Annotated in this window: 14 protein-coding genes and 2 pseudogenes; 11 read left to right on the forward strand and 5 right to left on the reverse strand. The window is 63.3% G+C overall.

Features of this window, described 5'->3' with window-relative positions; all coding sequences use genetic code 11:
- Window positions 1–17 precede the first annotated feature (17 nt).
- Entirely contained in the window at window positions 18–2,459 is a 2,442-nt protein-coding gene (locus tag FJ936_RS24225; protein WP_140793717.1) for an FAD-dependent oxidoreductase, read from the forward strand.
- Between the two features lie 14 nt (window positions 2,460–2,473).
- On the opposite strand, the gene FJ936_RS24230 is transcribed toward FJ936_RS24225, so the two are convergent.
- The gene (locus FJ936_RS24230; RefSeq protein WP_140665323.1) at window positions 2,474–2,869 is read right to left on the reverse strand and encodes a DoxX family protein; all 396 of its coding nucleotides are present in this window, start codon (window positions 2,867–2,869) and stop codon (window positions 2,474–2,476) included.
- Between the two features lie 207 nt (window positions 2,870–3,076).
- On the opposite strand from FJ936_RS24230, the gene FJ936_RS24235 reads away from it, so the two are divergent.
- On the forward strand, window positions 3,077–3,565 hold the full coding sequence (locus FJ936_RS24235) for a hypothetical protein (RefSeq protein WP_140615536.1): 489 nt from the start codon (window positions 3,077–3,079) through the stop codon (window positions 3,563–3,565).
- Window positions 3,566–3,607: 42 nt separating this feature from the next.
- On the opposite strand, the gene FJ936_RS24240 is transcribed toward FJ936_RS24235, so the two are convergent.
- A complete protein-coding gene (locus FJ936_RS24240; RefSeq protein ID WP_140793715.1) occupies window positions 3,608–4,384 on the reverse strand; it encodes a VOC family protein in 777 nt (258 codons plus the stop codon).
- Window positions 4,385–4,562: 178 nt separating this feature from the next.
- On the opposite strand from FJ936_RS24240, the gene FJ936_RS24245 reads away from it, so the two are divergent.
- From FJ936_RS24245 to FJ936_RS24275, 7 genes and pseudogenes are all read left to right on the forward strand, one after another.
- Window positions 4,563–5,288, forward strand: a complete 726-nt coding sequence (locus FJ936_RS24245) for a gamma-glutamylcyclotransferase (protein ID WP_140793713.1) — start codon at window positions 4,563–4,565, stop codon at window positions 5,286–5,288.
- 121 nt (window positions 5,289–5,409) lie between these two features.
- Window positions 5,410–6,765: an NAD(P)-dependent oxidoreductase gene (locus FJ936_RS24250; RefSeq protein ID WP_015317145.1), complete on the forward strand. Its 1,356-nt coding sequence runs from the start codon at window positions 5,410–5,412 to the stop codon at window positions 6,763–6,765.
- A 5-nt stretch (window positions 6,766–6,770) separates the two neighbouring features.
- Window positions 6,771–7,613, forward strand: coding sequence for a methyltransferase domain-containing protein (locus FJ936_RS24255; RefSeq protein ID WP_140793711.1), 843 nt, complete (start codon window positions 6,771–6,773; stop codon window positions 7,611–7,613).
- A gap of 12 nt (window positions 7,614–7,625) precedes the next feature.
- Window positions 7,626–8,939, forward strand: a complete 1,314-nt coding sequence (preA, locus tag FJ936_RS24260) for an NAD-dependent dihydropyrimidine dehydrogenase subunit PreA (RefSeq protein WP_140615544.1) — start codon at window positions 7,626–7,628, stop codon at window positions 8,937–8,939.
- Window positions 8,940–9,044: 105 nt separating this feature from the next.
- A complete protein-coding gene (locus tag FJ936_RS24265; RefSeq protein ID WP_141907096.1) occupies window positions 9,045–9,563 on the forward strand; it encodes an Rrf2 family transcriptional regulator in 519 nt (172 codons plus the stop codon).
- Window positions 9,564–9,596: 33 nt separating this feature from the next.
- The gene (locus FJ936_RS24270) at window positions 9,597–10,055 is read left to right on the forward strand and encodes a carboxymuconolactone decarboxylase family protein (RefSeq protein ID WP_015317149.1); all 459 of its coding nucleotides are present in this window, start codon (window positions 9,597–9,599) and stop codon (window positions 10,053–10,055) included.
- Between the two features lie 70 nt (window positions 10,056–10,125).
- Window positions 10,126–10,501 (forward strand): annotated as a pseudogene (locus FJ936_RS24275) (DoxX family protein).
- Between the two features lie 12 nt (window positions 10,502–10,513).
- Here the strand turns inward: FJ936_RS24275 and FJ936_RS24280 are convergent.
- Window positions 10,514–11,236: an SDR family oxidoreductase gene (locus FJ936_RS24280; RefSeq protein ID WP_140793705.1), complete on the reverse strand. Its 723-nt coding sequence runs from the start codon at window positions 11,234–11,236 to the stop codon at window positions 10,514–10,516.
- Complete coding sequence (locus FJ936_RS24285) at window positions 11,233–12,072, reverse strand: SDR family oxidoreductase (protein WP_140793703.1); 840 nt, start codon at window positions 12,070–12,072, stop codon at window positions 11,233–11,235. Before FJ936_RS24285 ends, FJ936_RS24280 begins: the two co-directional genes overlap by 4 nt.
- Window positions 12,073–12,175: 103 nt before the next feature.
- Between FJ936_RS24285 and FJ936_RS24290 the strand changes: the two are divergent.
- Window positions 12,176–13,058: pseudogene (locus FJ936_RS24290) on the forward strand (helix-turn-helix transcriptional regulator).
- Between the two features lie 12 nt (window positions 13,059–13,070).
- Here the strand turns inward: FJ936_RS24290 and FJ936_RS24295 are convergent.
- Window positions 13,071–13,706: a TetR family transcriptional regulator C-terminal domain-containing protein gene (locus FJ936_RS24295; protein WP_140793701.1), complete on the reverse strand. Its 636-nt coding sequence runs from the start codon at window positions 13,704–13,706 to the stop codon at window positions 13,071–13,073.
- A gap of 242 nt (window positions 13,707–13,948) precedes the next feature.
- On the opposite strand from FJ936_RS24295, the gene FJ936_RS24300 reads away from it, so the two are divergent.
- Complete coding sequence (locus FJ936_RS24300; protein ID WP_140793699.1) at window positions 13,949–15,277, forward strand: aspartate aminotransferase family protein; 1,329 nt, start codon at window positions 13,949–13,951, stop codon at window positions 15,275–15,277.
- Window positions 15,278–15,363 lie beyond the last annotated feature (86 nt).

Below are 15,363 nucleotides of genomic sequence, written 5' to 3' on the forward strand. Positions count from 1 at the left end.
ATATCAGAGAAGAAACCATGAAATCGCATGCAAAGGTCGTGGTCATCGGCGGTGGCGTCGTCGGATGTTCGGTGCTGTTCCATCTCGCCCGTCATGGCTGGACCGACGTCGTGCTGCTGGAGCGCGACGAGCTGACCTCGGGCTCGACCTGGCACGCGGCCGGCGGCATGCACACGATCAATGGCGATCCCAACGTCGCCAAGCTGCAGAAATACACCATCAACCTCTACAAGGAGATCGAGGAGCTGTCGGGCCAGGCAACCGGCGTCCACCTGACCGGCGGCGTGCTTCTGGCGGCCACCGAGGCGCGGCTCGACTGGCTGCGCGGGGTGGTCGCCAAGGGCCGTTATCTCGGCATCGAGCTGGAGGAAATCTCCCCGAAAGAGGCGGCCGAACTGATGCCGCTGCTCGATCCCAAGCAGTTCGTCGGCGCCGTCCGCAACAAGGAGGACGGCCACCTCGATCCCTCCGGTGTCACCCACGCCTATGCCAAGGCGGCACGAAAACTCGGCGCCGAGGTGGAGCGCTTCACCAAGGTCGAGGATATCGTGCGCCGTCCCGACGGGCTGTGGCGCGTCATCACCAACAAGGGCGAGGTGGTGGCCGAGCATGTCGTCAATGCCGGCGGCCTGTGGGCGCGCGAGGTCGGCCGCATGGTTGGGCTCGAACTGCCAGTACTGGCGATGGAGCACATGTACCTGATCACCGAGGACATGCCGGAGGTTGCCGCCTGGAACCAGAAAACCGGCTCCGAAATCATCCATGCGGTCGATTTCGACGGCGAACTCTATCTGCGCCAGGAACGCGGCGGCATGCTGATGGGCACCTATGAGAAAGCCAACAAACCATGGTCAGAATACCAGACGCCGTGGAATTTCGGCCATGAATTGCTGGCGCCGGATATCGACCGCATCGCGCCGTCGCTCGAGGTCGGGTTCCGGCATTTCCCGGCTTTCCAGAACACCGGCATCAAGCAGATCATCAATGGGCCCTTCACTTTCGCGCCCGACGGCAACCCGCTGGTCGGGCCGGTGCGCGGCCTGCCGGGCTTCTGGGTCGCCTGCGGCGTCATGGCCGGCTTCAGCCAGGGCGGTGGCGTTGGTCTGGCGCTATCCAACTGGATGATCGAGGGCGATCCCGGCGCCGACATCTGGGCGATGGATGTTGCGCGCTACGGCGACTGGGCGACGATGGCCTACACCAACGCCAAGGTGCGCGAAAACTATTCCCGGCGTTTTTCGATCCGCTTCCCCAACGAGGAACTGCCGGCCGGGCGGCCGCTAAAGACGACGCCCGTCTATGACCTGTTGTCGGCCAAGGGTGCGCAGTGGGGCGTCGCCTACGGGCTGGAAGTGCCGCTCTGGTACGCGCCGGAAGGCGTCAAGGACGAATTCTCATGGCGGCGCTCGAGCGACTTCAGCCATGTCGCCGCCGAAGTCGCGACGGTTCGCGCAGGCGTCGGCTTGTCGGAGATATCGAGCTTTGCCAAATACAAGGTGACGGGCGAGGGGGCCGCGGCCTGGCTCGACCGGATGCTCGCCTGCAAGCTGCCGAAGCCCGGCCGGATGACGCTCGCCCCGATGCTGAAGGACGACGGCAGGCTGATCGGCGATTTCACGCTGGCCAATCTCAGCCCCCAAGGTCGGGAAGAAGGGGGCTGGTTCCTGGCCGGCTCCGGCATTGCCGAGCAATATCACATGCGCTGGTTCGAGCAGCATCTGCCCGATGATGGCTCGGTCCATATAGAAGCGCTGGGACAAAAGCTTACCGGCCTGTCGATTGCCGGCCCCAAGGCCAGGGACGTGCTGGCGAAAGCCACGCGCTCCGACATCTCGAACGCGGCATTTCCCTTCATGGCCGTCGGCAAGATGGATGTCGGTATGGCGCCATGCCTCGTTGGCCGCGTCAGCTACACCGGCGATCTCGGCTACGAGATCTGGGTGGTGCCGGAATATCAGCGTGCCGCCTATCAGGCGCTGATGGCGGCGGGGGCGGAATTCGGCATCGGTCTGTTCGGCTCGCGCGCGCTCAACGCGCTGCGGCTGGAGAAGAACTACGGCTCATGGGGGCGCGAATACCGGCCGATCTATGGGCCGCTGGAAGCCGGCATCGATCGTTTCGTCGCCTACGGCAAGGACGCGGATTTCATCGGCAAGGCGGCGGCTCTGGCCGAGCGCAAACAGGGCGGCAAGTTGCGGCTGCGCGCCTTCATCGTCGATGCCGACGATGCCGATGTCATCGGCGACGAACCGATCTGGTTCGGTGGCGCGGTGCGCGGCTGGGTGACGTCGGGCGGCTATGCCCATCATTCGAAGAAGTCGGTCGCTGTCGGCTATGTGCCGAAGGAGATCGCAGAGGAGAGCGACGGCTTCGAAATCGAATTGCTGGGCAAACGGCATGCGGCGCGCATTCAGGCGGCGCCGCTGTTCGATGCGAATTTCGAACGGATGCGGGGGTGACCCCCCGCATGGGATCATGCGCCGCGGCGGTTGTCGAGCGCGAAGGCGCCGGCGCCGGCAAAGACCAGATAGAGGAAGATGAAGCAGAACGAGATCGCCGAATCGCCGCTGTTGTTGACGGGGAAGAAGTCGCGCGGCATGTGCGCCATGAAATAGGCGATCGCCATTTCGCCGGCCAGAAGGAATGCGACCGGGCGGGTGAAAAGGCCCAGCGCCAGCAGAATGCCACCGGCGAATTCGAGGATGCCGGCTGCTAACGGCAGTCCGCTCAACGCGGTGGCTGCGTGGTCGCTGGCGGGGAAATTGAACAGTTTCTGCGTGCCGTGCTCGATGAACTGCAGCGCGGTCATGATGCGCAGAACGCCAAGCGCCTGCGGCTGGTATCTGGCAAGGCCATCGAAAAGCTTCATCCAAAACTCCGTTTGGCTTCTCGGACCGGCCATAGGTTATTGCCCGGCAGTGGACCATTCACATCCCATGGCCAGCCATCAACAATTGGTGATTGGAAATGTTCCCCGCCTTTCATATTGTTCTCGTAAAGGTTGCATTTTTGCCTGTTTGGTTGTATTGGTTGTAGGCGTCGATTTGGATGCTCTTCACATGTGGGTCCCCTTGCCATGAAAAAAGTCGCCATCAGCCTGTTCGCAATCCTTGTGAGTACCAGTTTAGCCATGGCCGAGGACGCCGGCTGCGAGGCCTTTAGATGGCCGGTGACGCGCGAACAGGCGCTGTTTGCAACGGCACCCTCAACGCCGTCCGGAGCGACACTGGCAGTAGGGGCGGCCGCGGATCTGGCGCTGGTGCCGGCCGAGAAGGCCGGCTTTGCGGTGCCGCCCGAACGCGCACCTGCGGAAGGCACATTCGGCGCTGTCGCCAGTGTGGCGGTGCCGCCGGAGGGGACCATCCAGATCAGCCTGTCGGGCGAGGCCTGGGTCGATGTTATCCAGGACGGCAAAGCCGTGAAATCGTCCGGCTATAGCGGCGTCAAGACGTGTCCCGGCATCCGCAAAAGCGTGCGCTTCAAGCTCGCGGCCGGCCAAGCCACCGTCCAGTTCAGCGGTGCCAAGAAAGAGACCCTCAAGGTCGCGGTGCTGGCACCGGAATAAGCCGACGCCAGCAAGCGTGATATCAGCGGTTGACGCGGGCGCTTATCGCACCGGCGCCATCAAAGCGAAGTGCGCGCCTTGCGGATCCTGGCATTGCACGACCCAGCTGCCTCCGGGGACCTCCATCGGTCCCATCAGGATCTTGCCGCCATTGTCGGTGACGCGTTTTGCGGCCGCGTCGATGCCGGTGACGTTAAAATAGAACTGCCAGACCGGCACCGGAATCTGCTCGGGCTTGTTCATGATGCCACCGCCGGATTCGGGGCCGGCGGTAAAGGTCTGGTAAGTGCCCATCGGCCCCATGTTGAATTCGCCGGCATTGGCCCAGCCGAACTGGCTGGAATAGAAGTCAAACGCGGCCTTCCAGTCGCTCGTATAAAGCTCATGCCAGCCGATATGGCCCGGCGTGCTGGCCGGCACGACGGGCTGGTCGGGGCCGTTCGGCTGCAGGAGCATGAAGGTCGCGCCTTGCGGATCGGCCACGACGGCAAAGCGGCCGACGCCTGGAATGTCGTCGGGCTGGCGGTGAACGGCGCCCCCCGCCTTTTCCAGCGACGCTGTTGCCGCGTCGACATCCCTGGCGTGGATGTAGCCCAGCCAGGCGGGCGGCATGCCCATATTGGCGGCATCCTGAGGCATCGTCATCAGGCCGCCGACGCCACGCTCGCCGGCATTCATGACGACATAGCGCGGCATGCCTGGAGCCTTATCGAAGGGCTCGGCCTTCCAGCCCACCACGGCGGGGTAGAAAGCCTCGGCGGCGTCGAGGTCTGATGTCATCAGTTCGTACCAGAAGAAGGGCATCGGGGATTGTGGCATGGTCGGTCTCCTCACCTTTGTGCGCCGATCGTCGTTCGATCCATCCTAGGACGATCTTGACGACGGAAATCCGACATCTGGGCTGGAAATCGGGAACGGCAAGGCGCACCCTCTTGGCAATCTTGCGTGTCTTGCGATTTTCGCCTTTGCTTGGCATCGAGGAGGAGGTCGTCGTTCCATGCGGCAGATGTCACTTACAGCCGAGCTTGTCGCACTGTGCCATCGCGACGAGGCCGATCCCGGGCCCAGCGGCGGCTGGACGCAACTGAGCGACGAGGATTTCCGGGTCCTTTCCGCGCGGCTCGCCGATGAAGCAGATGCGGGGCCGCTATGGGTGTTCGCCTATGGCTCGCTGATCTGGAAGCCGGCTTTCGAGTCCGTCGAACGCCAGCGTGCCACCGCCCATGGCTGGCACCGCTCGTTCTGCATCGACATGGTTCGCTGGCGCGGCAGCGTCGCGCAGCCTGGACTGATGATGGCGCTCGAACGCGGCGGGCGGTGCGATGGTGTGATCTACCGTTTGCCGGAAGGGGAGAAGACTGCTCAGATTGAAAGGCTGTTGCGGCGCGAGATCGACGATCATGAGAGCGTCGCTTCGGTCAGGTGGGTCCCGGTGCGTACGGCGCAAGGGCATCTGCGGGCGCTGGGTTTCTGGGTCGGGGTGACGGGCAGGGGCACTTCGCTCGGGCAGCCGCTGGAGACAGTGGCACGGGTGCTGGCGCGCGCCTGCGGCCATGTCGGCTCCGGGGCGGAATATCTTTACAACACGGTCAGCCACCTCGAGGAATTTGGCATTCGCGACCGCAATCTTTGGACGTTGCAGCAATTGGTCGCCGACGAGATCAGGTCTATCCACGGCAACGGCAGGGGTGGCGGCCTTATCCCAGTGCCACCGTCATTATAACATGAATACAAGTATCATATTTTCTTCCATTTTTTTCAACGGTTTGCGCCAAAAATTGACCAATTGATAAAAAAATAAAACGTGCTAGCCTTCCCCAAAACGAAAACATGGGGAACTGAGAATGCCAGAAGGTCAGTTCAAAGAGGGTATTGTCGGCGGCCGACTTCTGCCCGACCAATACGCGGATAATTTTTCCGACCTGCATCCCCCGCTCGATCATCACGAGGCGCTGGTCGAATCCGATCGCTGCTATTTCTGCTACGACGCGCCGTGCATGAACGCATGCCCGACCTCGATCGACATTCCGCTGTTCATCCGCCAGATCTCGACCGGTAACCCGATCGGCTCGGCCAAGACCATCTTCGACCAGAACATTTTGGGCGGCATGTGCGCCCGCGTCTGCCCCACCGAGACGCTGTGCGAGGAGGTTTGCGTGCGCGAGGTTGCGGAAGGCAAGCCGGTCCAGATCGGTCGCCTGCAGCGCTACGCCACCGATGTCGCGATGAGCGAGAGCAGGCAATTTTATCCGCGCGCCGAGCCGACAGGAAAAACCGTAGCCGTCGTCGGCGCCGGCCCGGCCGGTCTTGCCGCGGCGCACCGGCTCGCCCGCCATGGCCATGACGTGACCATCCTGGAGGCGCGCCCGAAGGCGGGCGGCCTCAACGAATATGGCATCGCCGCATATAAGAGCGTCGACAACTTTGCCCAGGCCGAGGTCGACTATGTCACCGCGATCGGCGGCATCGACATCCAGAATGGCAAGGCGCTCGGCCGCGATTACCAGCTCTCCGACCTGATCCGCAATTACGATGCGGTGTTCCTCGGCATGGGGCTTGGCGGTGTCAACGCGCTGCGCGCCGATGGCGAGGATGCCGCCGGCGTCACCAATGCGGTCGAATTCATTGCCGAACTGCGCCAGGCCAGCGACCTCTCAGGGTTGCCGGTCGGCCGCCGCGTCGTCGTCATCGGCGGCGGCATGACGGCGATCGACGCCGCCGTGCAGTCGAAGCTGCTTGGCGCCGAGGAGGTGACTATCTGCTACCGGCGCGGCCAGGAGCATATGAACGCCTCCGAATTCGAACAGGACCTGGCCGCCGCCAATGGCGTCACCATCCGTCACTGGCTGCAGCCGAAGCGGGTGATTGCCGAAGGCGGCAAGGTCAGTGCCATCGAACTCGAATACACGGCACTCGACGGCGACCGGCTTGCCGGCACCGGCGAGACGCTGACGCTGGTTGCCGACCAGGTGTTCAAGGCCATCGGCCAGAGTTTCGTGCCGGCTGCACTCAACGGCAGCGGGGCGTCGATCGATCTCGAAGCCGGCCGTATCAAGGTCGACGCGGAAGGGCGCACATCGCTGGCCAAGGTCTGGGCCGGCGGCGACTGCATTTTTGGTGGCGACGACCTGACGGTTTCGGCTGTGGCGCAAGGCCGCGACGCGGCGGAAAGCATCCACAGGAGCCTGACCCAGGGATAAGGACCATGGCCACGGTGGAACCGGGCATTGCCCGTCACTACGAGATTTCAGGCCTGGAGGAGCGGATTCTTGCCGCGCTTGCCGACACCGGCGTGGAAATTGACCATCTGAGCGCTGACGATCTCGCAGCGGTCGACGAATTCCACATTGGCGGCGTGGCCGCCACCAGGGAACTCATCGACCAGATGGGGCTGAAGCCTGGAGCCCGGCTTCTCGACATCGGTTCAGGCATCGGCGGCCCGGCCCGTTTTGCCGCGAACAATGCCGGCGCCGATGTCACCGGCATCGACCTGACCCAAAGCTATGTCGATATCGCGACCAGCCTGTCGAAACGGGTGGGGATGGCCGGCAAGACGCGCTTCGTGCAAGGCAGCGCGCTGGACATGCCGTTCGCCAAGGACAGCTTCGATGCGGCAATGATCCTGCATGTCGGCATGAACCTGCCCGACAAGGCCAAGCTGATGAGCGAGGCCGCCCGCGTGCTGAAGCCTGGCGGCGTCTTTGCCGTCTATGACGTGATGCGGCTCAAGGATGGAGCACTGACCTATCCGCTGCCATGGGCATCCGACGCGACCATGTCGTTCGTCGTCACGCCTGCTGATTATCGAGCCGCCGCCACCGCCTGCGGCTTTTCGGTAATCGCCGAGCGCCCGTGCGGCGCTTTCGCCATCGAATTCTTCGCAGCCTTGCGTGCCCGCATGGCTGCCGCGCAGGCCGAGGGCAAAAAGCCGCCGCCCGGCGTCGGCCTTGTCATGGGCGAGGATGCCCGCACCAAGATCGCCAATCTCACCGCCGCGCTTGAAGGCGGCAGTCTTGCACCCGTGGAAATGCTCCTTCGTCTCCGTTGAAAGGGACCTGTCATGGCTGACATCAGAAACAATTTCGTCGGCATCAAATCGCCCAATCCGTTCTGGCTGGCCTCGGCACCGCCGACCGACAAGGCCTACAACGTCATCCGCGCTTTCAAGGCAGGTTGGGGCGGTGTCGTCTGGAAGACGCTGGGCGAAGAGGGGCCGCCGGTGGTCAACGTCAACGGCCCGCGCTATGGTGCGATCTGGGGTGCCGACCGGCGCCTGCTCGGCCTCAACAACATCGAACTGATCACCGACCGCGATTTGCAGACCAATCTGCGCGAGATGAAGCAGGTCAAGATGGATTGGCCCGACCGTGCGCTGATCGCCTCCATCATGGTGCCCTGCGTCGAGGAGAGCTGGAAATCGATCCTGCCGCTGGTCGAGGAGACCGGCGCCGACGGCATCGAGCTCAATTTCGGTTGTCCGCACGGCATGTCGGAACGCGGCATGGGCGCGGCCGTCGGCCAGGTGCCGGAATATATCGAAATGGTGGTGCGCTGGTGCAAGCAATATACGCGCATGCCCGTCATCACCAAGCTGACGCCCAACATCGCCGATATCCGCAAGCCGGCGCGGGCAGCGCATGCCGGCGGCACTGACGCGGTGTCGCTGATCAACACCATCAATTCGATCACCGGCGTCGACCTCGACAGTTTCGCGCCGATGCCGACCATCGATGGCAAGGGTTCGCATGGCGGCTATTGCGGCCCGGCGGTGAAGCCGATCGCCATGAACATGGTGGCCGAGATCGCCCGCGATCCCGAAACCCGCGGCCTGCCGATCTCCGGCATTGGCGGCATCACCACGTGGCGGGACGCCGCCGAATTCATGGCGCTAGGCGCCGGCAATGTGCAGGTCTGCACGGCGGCGATGACCTACGGCTTCAAGATCGTGCAGGAGATGATCGCCGGCCTCGAAAACTGGATGGACGAGAAGGGCCACCGCTCGCTCGACGACATTATCGGCCGCGCCACGCCCAACGTCACCGACTGGCAGTATCTCAACCTCAACTATGTCGCCAAGGCGCATATCGACCAGGATGCCTGCATCAAATGCGGCCGCTGCCACATCGCCTGCGAGGACACCTCGCACCAGGCGATCACCAGCATGGTCAACGGCGTCAGGCATTTCGAGGTGATCGAGGCCGAATGCGTCGGCTGCAACCTGTGCGTCAATGTCTGCCCGGTGGACAATTGCATCACCATGGAGCCGCTTGCGGCCGGCGCGTTGGACCAGCGCACCGGCAGACCTGTGTCGCCGGTCTATGCCAACTGGACCACGCACCCGAACAACCCGATGGCCAAGGTGGCGGCGGAGTAGGGCAACCTTTCAAAAGCGGCGTCTCCGGGCGTCGCTTTTTCATTTTCCTATTGCAGATAAATCTTATCCAGGATAAGTTGTATCTACGAATTGGAGACTAGCATTATGAAGCTGGGCGAGGGCGTTGAGGCGGCCATCCACTGCGCGGCGACACTGGCGAGCGTCGACGGCAACAGCACCATGCCGGGCGCGGCGCTGGCGGAATCCTTCGGCCTGTCGTCGAGCTATTTGCTGAAGCATCTCAACGTGCTGACGGCGTCCGGCATTCTGGAATCGGTGCCGGGTCCCGCCGGCGGCTACCGGCTGGCGCGGGCTGCCGAACGGATCACGCTGCTCGACATCGTGCTGGCCATCGAAGGGCGCGAGCCGGCTTTTCGCTGCGGCGAGATCCGTCGCAACGGTCCGGTCAAGATCGATGCCTCTGCTTATGTGAAACCTTGCGGCATCAATGCCGCGATGCTCAAGGCGGAGCGCGCCTACCGGGCAGCGCTCGCCGAGGTGAAGTTGTCCGATATCGTGGCGGATTACGCTGCGGAAGGCGACCCCAGATCGTTTGCCGCGAGCTGCGCCTTTGTCGAGCGCCATCAACGGCGGCAGAAACCCAGTTCAACCAACCAAGCCTAAATTAACCTCCCCAAGGATGTGAAAGGAAAGACGATGAAACAGAGGCTGCAGTTCTTCGCCAAGGCGCCCGAGATCATGAAGGCCGTGTCGGCACTCAACAAGGCGGTCGACGAATGTGGACTGGAGGTGAGCCTGCTGCACCTGGTCAAGCTCAGGGCCTCGCAGATCAATGGCTGTTCCTTCTGCGTGGAGATGCACAGCCGCGAAGCCAGGCGCGACGGCGAGACCGAGCAGCGGCTCTATCTCGTCGCCGCCTGGAAGGAATCGCCGCTGTTCTCCGAGCGCGAACGCGCCGGACTGGCCTGGACCGAGGCGGTGACGCTGATCGCCAACGATGGCGTGCCGGACGAACTCTATGCGCGCACGCTGGAGCATTTCTCGGAAGAGGAACTGGTCAAGCTCTCCGTCGCGATCGGCATGATCAACACATGGAACCGACTTTGCATTCCGTTCCACGCCATCCATCCGATGCCGGCCGCCAAGGCGGCCTGACAGTCCGGACATCTGTTGGGGGCGCCGCCGGGGAAAGGCGGCGCCCCTACTGTTTCAAAGGGGGAGTTCAATGCCTGTCGATTTGCCTTCGACCTTGCTGTTTCTCGGTCGCCTGCTGCTCGGCGGTGCCTTTGTCTTCGCCGGCCTGCGCAACATCCAGAACGCGGATTTCCTGACCAGGTTGGTGGCCGCGCGTGGCGTGCCCCAGGCCCGGCTGGCGTTGTGGGCGGGCATTGTCCTGCAGATCATCGCGGGAGTGCTGGTGATGGTCGACCTCTGGACCGCGATTGCCTGCGTGGTGCTGGTGCTGTTCCTGATCGTGGCGACGCCGATGTTCCACAATTTCTGGAATCATCAGGGTCCGGAGCGTGCATCCGCATCAATGGCTTCGTCGGCAATGTCGCACTGAGCGGGGGTTTTTGTCGCTGATCGCGCAGTCGCTTTAACTCTCCAACGTTTTACGCCGCGAACCGTAGGCCGCCGTCGCAGGTCAGCACCTGGCCGGTCATGAAGCCGTTGGAGACGAGGAAGGCTATCGCCGAGGCGACGTCCTCGGCGCGGCCGATGCGGCCGACCGGCGTTTTCCCCGCATAGTCGGCAAAGACCGCCTGCCGCTGCTCTGCGGGCAAAAAGTCCCACCATGGCGTGTCGATGACACCCGGCGCCACGACGTTGACGCGCAGCGGCTTCAGCTCGATGGCCAGGATCGGCGCCACGGTCAGGAGCATGCCATTGATGGCGCCGATGCCGGCGACGCCCGGCGTGGCGAGTTGGGCCGATACCGCCGAGATGAAGGTGACCGACCCCGATTTGTTCAGCGTCGGCAAGGCGGCCTGCAGGCAGGAGAGTTGAGGCCGCACTTTCTCGTCGACGCCTCCGGCGATATCGGTGAGATCGAGGGTCTGGAACGGGCCGAGGCCCTTGCCACCGCTCGCCGCCAGAACGAGATGGTCGAACGGACCGAGGCGCTCGAAGAATTGGCGCACCTCATCCGGTTTCGAAGCGTCGAAGGCCGCCTTGTCGGCGGCTCCGCCAAGGCTTTTCCAGGCGCTGATGAGCTTGTCCTGGTTGCGCCCGGTGATCGTGACCTTCATGCCGGGACCGAGCAGTTTGCGCGCCGTCGCCAGGCCAATGCCGGATGAGCCGCCGATGATCACCGTGTGTTCGGTTCTGTTGGTCATGAATGCTGTTCCTTCGTTTCAGGGAAAGCCAGCCCGACAAGCTCGAGGCTCAGGCTTCGCAATTGTTGTCTTGCCTTGGCATCGTAAGCCTGGGCGTCGGCGCGGGATTCGCGCAGGCCGTCGAAATAGAGGCCGCTGCGCCCTTCCAGCGTGGGCGAGGTGGCGAGATTCAAGATAGCCTCAGCGCCGGTTTCAACGGAGCTCCACGGCGTCACGCCGGCCTGACGGACCATGGTGGTGTTCATGTAACTCGCCGGATGCAGCGCGTTGACGGTGACGCCGCTGCCTTCCAACTGCCCGGCCAGATCGACGGTGAACAGGATCTGCGCCAGCTTGCTCTGGCAATAGGCGCGCACGCCGCTGTAGCCGCGGGTCAGCATGACGTCGTCGAAATCGATCGCCTGCTGGCCGGCGGACGCGACATTGACGATGCGTGCCGGGGCGCTCGCCTTCAGCAGCGGCAGAAGCTCCGAGGTCAGCAGGAAGCCGGCGAGATAATTGACGGCAAAGCGCAACTCGTAGCCATCGGCGCTTGTCTGTCGTTTGTCGCCAGCGGTGCCGACGCCGGCATTGTTGATGAGGATGTCGAGGCGGCTCGTGCTGGCGCGCACGGCTTCGGCGAGGCGTCGTACCTCCGCCAGCGAAGCGAGATCGGCCGCGAAAAACTCGGCCTTGCCGCCGGCGGCTTTGATCTCGGCGATAACGGCGTCTCCGCGTGTGGTATCGCGGCCATGCACCAGCACCCGTGCGCCGGCGGCACCCAGCCTTTGCGCCACCACGCGGCCGACGCCGTCGGTCGAGCCGGTGATGAGGATGGTCTTGTCTTTCAATTCCATGTTCAGAGCCTCCTGTTGTTGCTCTGAACGCAAGATGGAGCGCTTCGCCCATGTCAAACAGTTCAAACTTTATCCTGGTATCGATACTGCTATAATAGCCGGTATGAACGCTCCCGTTGCCTCCACCCGATCAGCCGACGAGAGCCGCCGGCGCGAACTCGGCGCCTTCCTGCGGTCGCGCCGGGAAAGGCTGGCGCCATCGGCCACCGGCATCGCGACAGGTCCGCGACGGCGCACACCGGGTCTGCGGCGGGAGGAAGTGGCGATGATCGCCGGTGTCGGCACCACCTGGTACACCTGGCTTGAGCAGGGCAGGGACGTGCGGCCCTCGGCGGAAGTGCTGGCGGCGCTCTGCGAGGCCTTGCGCCTCGACGCCGTCGAGAAGCGACATCTGTTCATCCTGGCAGGCCGCCAGCAGCCGGAGCGTCGTGTGGCGGCGCCTGAAAAGGTCGACGCTACGCTGTTGCACATGCTGCAAAGCCTGGTGCTGCAGCCCGCCTATGTCGTCGGCCGTCGTTGGGACGTTCTTGCCTGGAACGAAGCGGCCGTGGCGGTGTTCGGCGATTACGGCCTCCTCGAGGGTGATAGCAGAAACATTGTCCACATGGTGTTTACCAACCCGCACCATCGCCGCCTGCTGGTCGACTGGGAAGAACTTGCCCGCGTGGTGCTTGCTTCGTTTCGTGCCGAAAGCGCCAAATATGTCGGCGATCCGGATTTCGAAACGGCTGATCGCGCTGATGATGAGTTCAAGTCCCGAGTTCCGTGACTGGTGGCCCCGGCGCGACGTGGCGCGCAGGCTGACCGGCGTGAAGCATGTCCGGCATCCCATGGTGGGCCTGATGGCCTTCGAGCATATGAGCCTGTCGATCGACGACGGCTCGGACATGCGGCTGATCGTCTACACGCCGCTCGCCGAGCAGAACTCGATCGCCAAACTTCAAAGATTGCTGGAGGCGATGCCGGCCGAACGGCGCAGCGCGTGAGCCGTCGTCGGATCAAGCCTTCGGCTTCAGCCCATCGAGGAACAATTGCTCGAGGAAGCGGGCAGCGTCCTCGAAGCGGCCGTCGCCGCCACGGTTCGGCCCCAGCACGGCGCGGACCTGGACATCGAAATCGGCGTAATGCTGCGTCGTCGCCCAGATCGAGAAGATCAGGTGCCAGGGATCGGTCCGGGCGATCTTGCCGGCGCGCATCCAGCCCTTGATGACGGCGGCTTTCTCGTCGACCAGCGTCTTCAACTCGCCCGCAAGCAGCGGCATGATGCGCGGCGCGCCTTGCAGGATCTCGTTGGCGAACAGCCGGCTCTCGCGCGGAAAGTCGCGCGCCATTTCCAGCTTGCGCCTGATGTAGCTCCTGAGTTCGGTCATCGGATCGCCGATGTCGTCAAGTTCCCGCAGTGGCGCCAACCAGGTTTCGAGCAGCCGTTCCATCAATGTCTCGTGGATGTCTTCCTTGCGGCGGAAATAGTAGAGCAGGTTCGGCTTCGACATGCCGGCGGCTTCGGCGATCTGGTCGATGGTCGAACCGCGGAAGCCGTTGGTGGAGAACACTTCGAGCGCGGCCTCCAAGATCAGTTCGCGCTTTTCCTGCTGAATGCGGGTGCGGCGAGGGGCTTGCGTGCTCGCGGTCACCGTTGCGGACCCTCGTATTGCCAAATCTCGCATTCAAGGTCATCTGGACCAATTCTCTGGACCAGTTTTTCCCCAGGCTGTGGAACGCACTTCAGGAGCCGCATTTCCGCTAGTAATCCATTGACCGCCGACATGGCGGTGCTAAACGTTTGTCCAATCGGTCAAAATTTGCGTAGCATGAAAGCGCGGCAAAGACCAAGCGTTGGACGCAGCGAAACAGGTTACAAGGGGAAGTCTTGGTCATGTCCAACCGGCTGAAAGTCACGCCGAACGATCTCAGCGCATTCTGGATGCCGTTCACGGCAAACCGGCAGTTCAAGCAGGCGCCGCGCATGTTCGTGTCCGCCAAGGACATGCATTACACGACCAGCGATGGCCGCAAGGTATTGGACGGCACCGCCGGCCTGTGGTGCGTCAACGCCGGCCATTGCCGCCCCAAGATCACCGAGGCGATCCAGCACCAGGCCGCCGAACTCGACTATGCACCCGCCTTCCAGATGGGCCATCCGATCGTGTTCGAGCTCGCGAACCGCCTGGTCGACCTCGCGCCCAAGGGCATGGACCATGTGTTCTTCACCAATTCCGGTTCGGAATCTGTCGAGACGGCGCTGAAGATGGCAATCGCCTATCACCGCGTGAAAGGCGAGGGCGCGCGCACCCGGCTCATCGGCCGCGAGCGCGGTTATCATGGCGTCAATTTCGGCGGCATCTCGGTCGGCGGCATCGTCACCAATCGCAAGATGTTCGGCACGCTGCTGGGCGGCGTCGACCACATGCCGCACACGCATCTGCCGGAGAAGAACGCCTTCTCCAAAGGCGTGCCGGAGTATGGCGCGGAGCTCGCCAACGAACTCGAGCGTATCGTCGCCCTGCATGACGCCTCGACCATCGCCGCCGTCATCGTCGAGCCGGTCGCGGGTTCCACGGGCGTCATCCTGCCGCCGAAGGGCTATCTCGAGAAGCTGCGCGAAATCTGCACCAAGCACGGCATCCTGTTGATCTTCGACGAGGTCATCACCGGCTTCGGCCGTCTCGGCGCGCCGTTCGCGGCCGATTATTTCGGCGTCACGCCCGATATCATGACCACCGCCAAGGGCGTCTCCAACGGCGTCATCCCGATGGGCGCGGTGTTCGTGAAGAAGGAAATTCACGACGCCTTCATGACCGGCCCCGAGCACATGATCGAGTTCTTCCACGGCTACACCTATTCGGGCAACCCGATCGCCTGTGCGGCCGCACTCGGCACGCTCGACACCTACAAGGAAGAGGGCCTGCTGACGCGCGGCGAGGAACTGGCGCCTTACTGGGAAGATGCACTGCATTCGCTGAAGGGCGAACCGCATGTCATCGACATCAGGAACATCGGCCTGATCGGCGCGATCGAACTGGCGCCGATCGCCGGCAGTCCGACAAAGCGGGCCTTCTCGGCCTTCGTCAAGGCGTTCGAGCGCGGCGCGCTGATCCGCACCACCGGCGACATCATCGCACTGTCGCCGCCGCTGATCATCACCAAGGGCCAGATCAACGAACTGATCGACCATGTGCGTGAAGTGCTTAGGATGATCGATTGAAGAACTGGGCGCCGAGATCCCTCCCTCTCGAGGGGAGGGTGGCCGCGAAGCGGTCGGGTGGGGTCGGTTCGACCGGGTGCCGACGT

The organism is Mesorhizobium sp. B2-4-13 (genome assembly GCF_006658535.1).
Lineage (GTDB): Bacteria > Pseudomonadota > Alphaproteobacteria > Rhizobiales > Rhizobiaceae > Mesorhizobium > Mesorhizobium australicum.

What these genes read in the sequence shown, in the direction of transcription:
- FJ936_RS24230 (WP_140665323.1), bottom strand. Translation starts at nt 2,869, where the DNA reads ATGAAGCTTTTCGATGGCCTTGCCAGATACCAGCCGCAGGCGCTTGGC.
- FJ936_RS24225 (WP_140793717.1), top strand. Translation starts at nt 18, where the DNA reads ATGAAATCGCATGCAAAGGTCGTGGTCATCGGCGGTGGCGTCGTCGGA.
- FJ936_RS24280 (WP_140793705.1), bottom strand. Translation starts at nt 11,236, where the DNA reads ATGACCAACAGAACCGAACACACGGTGATCATCGGCGGCTCATCCGGC.
- FJ936_RS24270 (WP_015317149.1), top strand. Translation starts at nt 9,597, where the DNA reads ATGAAACAGAGGCTGCAGTTCTTCGCCAAGGCGCCCGAGATCATGAAG.
- FJ936_RS24235 (WP_140615536.1), top strand. Translation starts at nt 3,077, where the DNA reads ATGAAAAAAGTCGCCATCAGCCTGTTCGCAATCCTTGTGAGTACCAGT.
- preA (WP_140615544.1), top strand. Translation starts at nt 7,626, where the DNA reads ATGGCTGACATCAGAAACAATTTCGTCGGCATCAAATCGCCCAATCCG.
- FJ936_RS24255 (WP_140793711.1), top strand. Translation starts at nt 6,771, where the DNA reads ATGGCCACGGTGGAACCGGGCATTGCCCGTCACTACGAGATTTCAGGC.
- FJ936_RS24250 (WP_015317145.1), top strand. Translation starts at nt 5,410, where the DNA reads ATGCCAGAAGGTCAGTTCAAAGAGGGTATTGTCGGCGGCCGACTTCTG.
- FJ936_RS24300 (WP_140793699.1), top strand. Translation starts at nt 13,949, where the DNA reads ATGTCCAACCGGCTGAAAGTCACGCCGAACGATCTCAGCGCATTCTGG.
- FJ936_RS24245 (WP_140793713.1), top strand. Translation starts at nt 4,563, where the DNA reads ATGCGGCAGATGTCACTTACAGCCGAGCTTGTCGCACTGTGCCATCGC.
- FJ936_RS24240 (WP_140793715.1), bottom strand. Translation starts at nt 4,384, where the DNA reads ATGCCACAATCCCCGATGCCCTTCTTCTGGTACGAACTGATGACATCA.
- FJ936_RS24285 (WP_140793703.1), bottom strand. Translation starts at nt 12,072, where the DNA reads ATGGAATTGAAAGACAAGACCATCCTCATCACCGGCTCGACCGACGGC.
- FJ936_RS24265 (WP_141907096.1), top strand. Translation starts at nt 9,045, where the DNA reads ATGAAGCTGGGCGAGGGCGTTGAGGCGGCCATCCACTGCGCGGCGACA.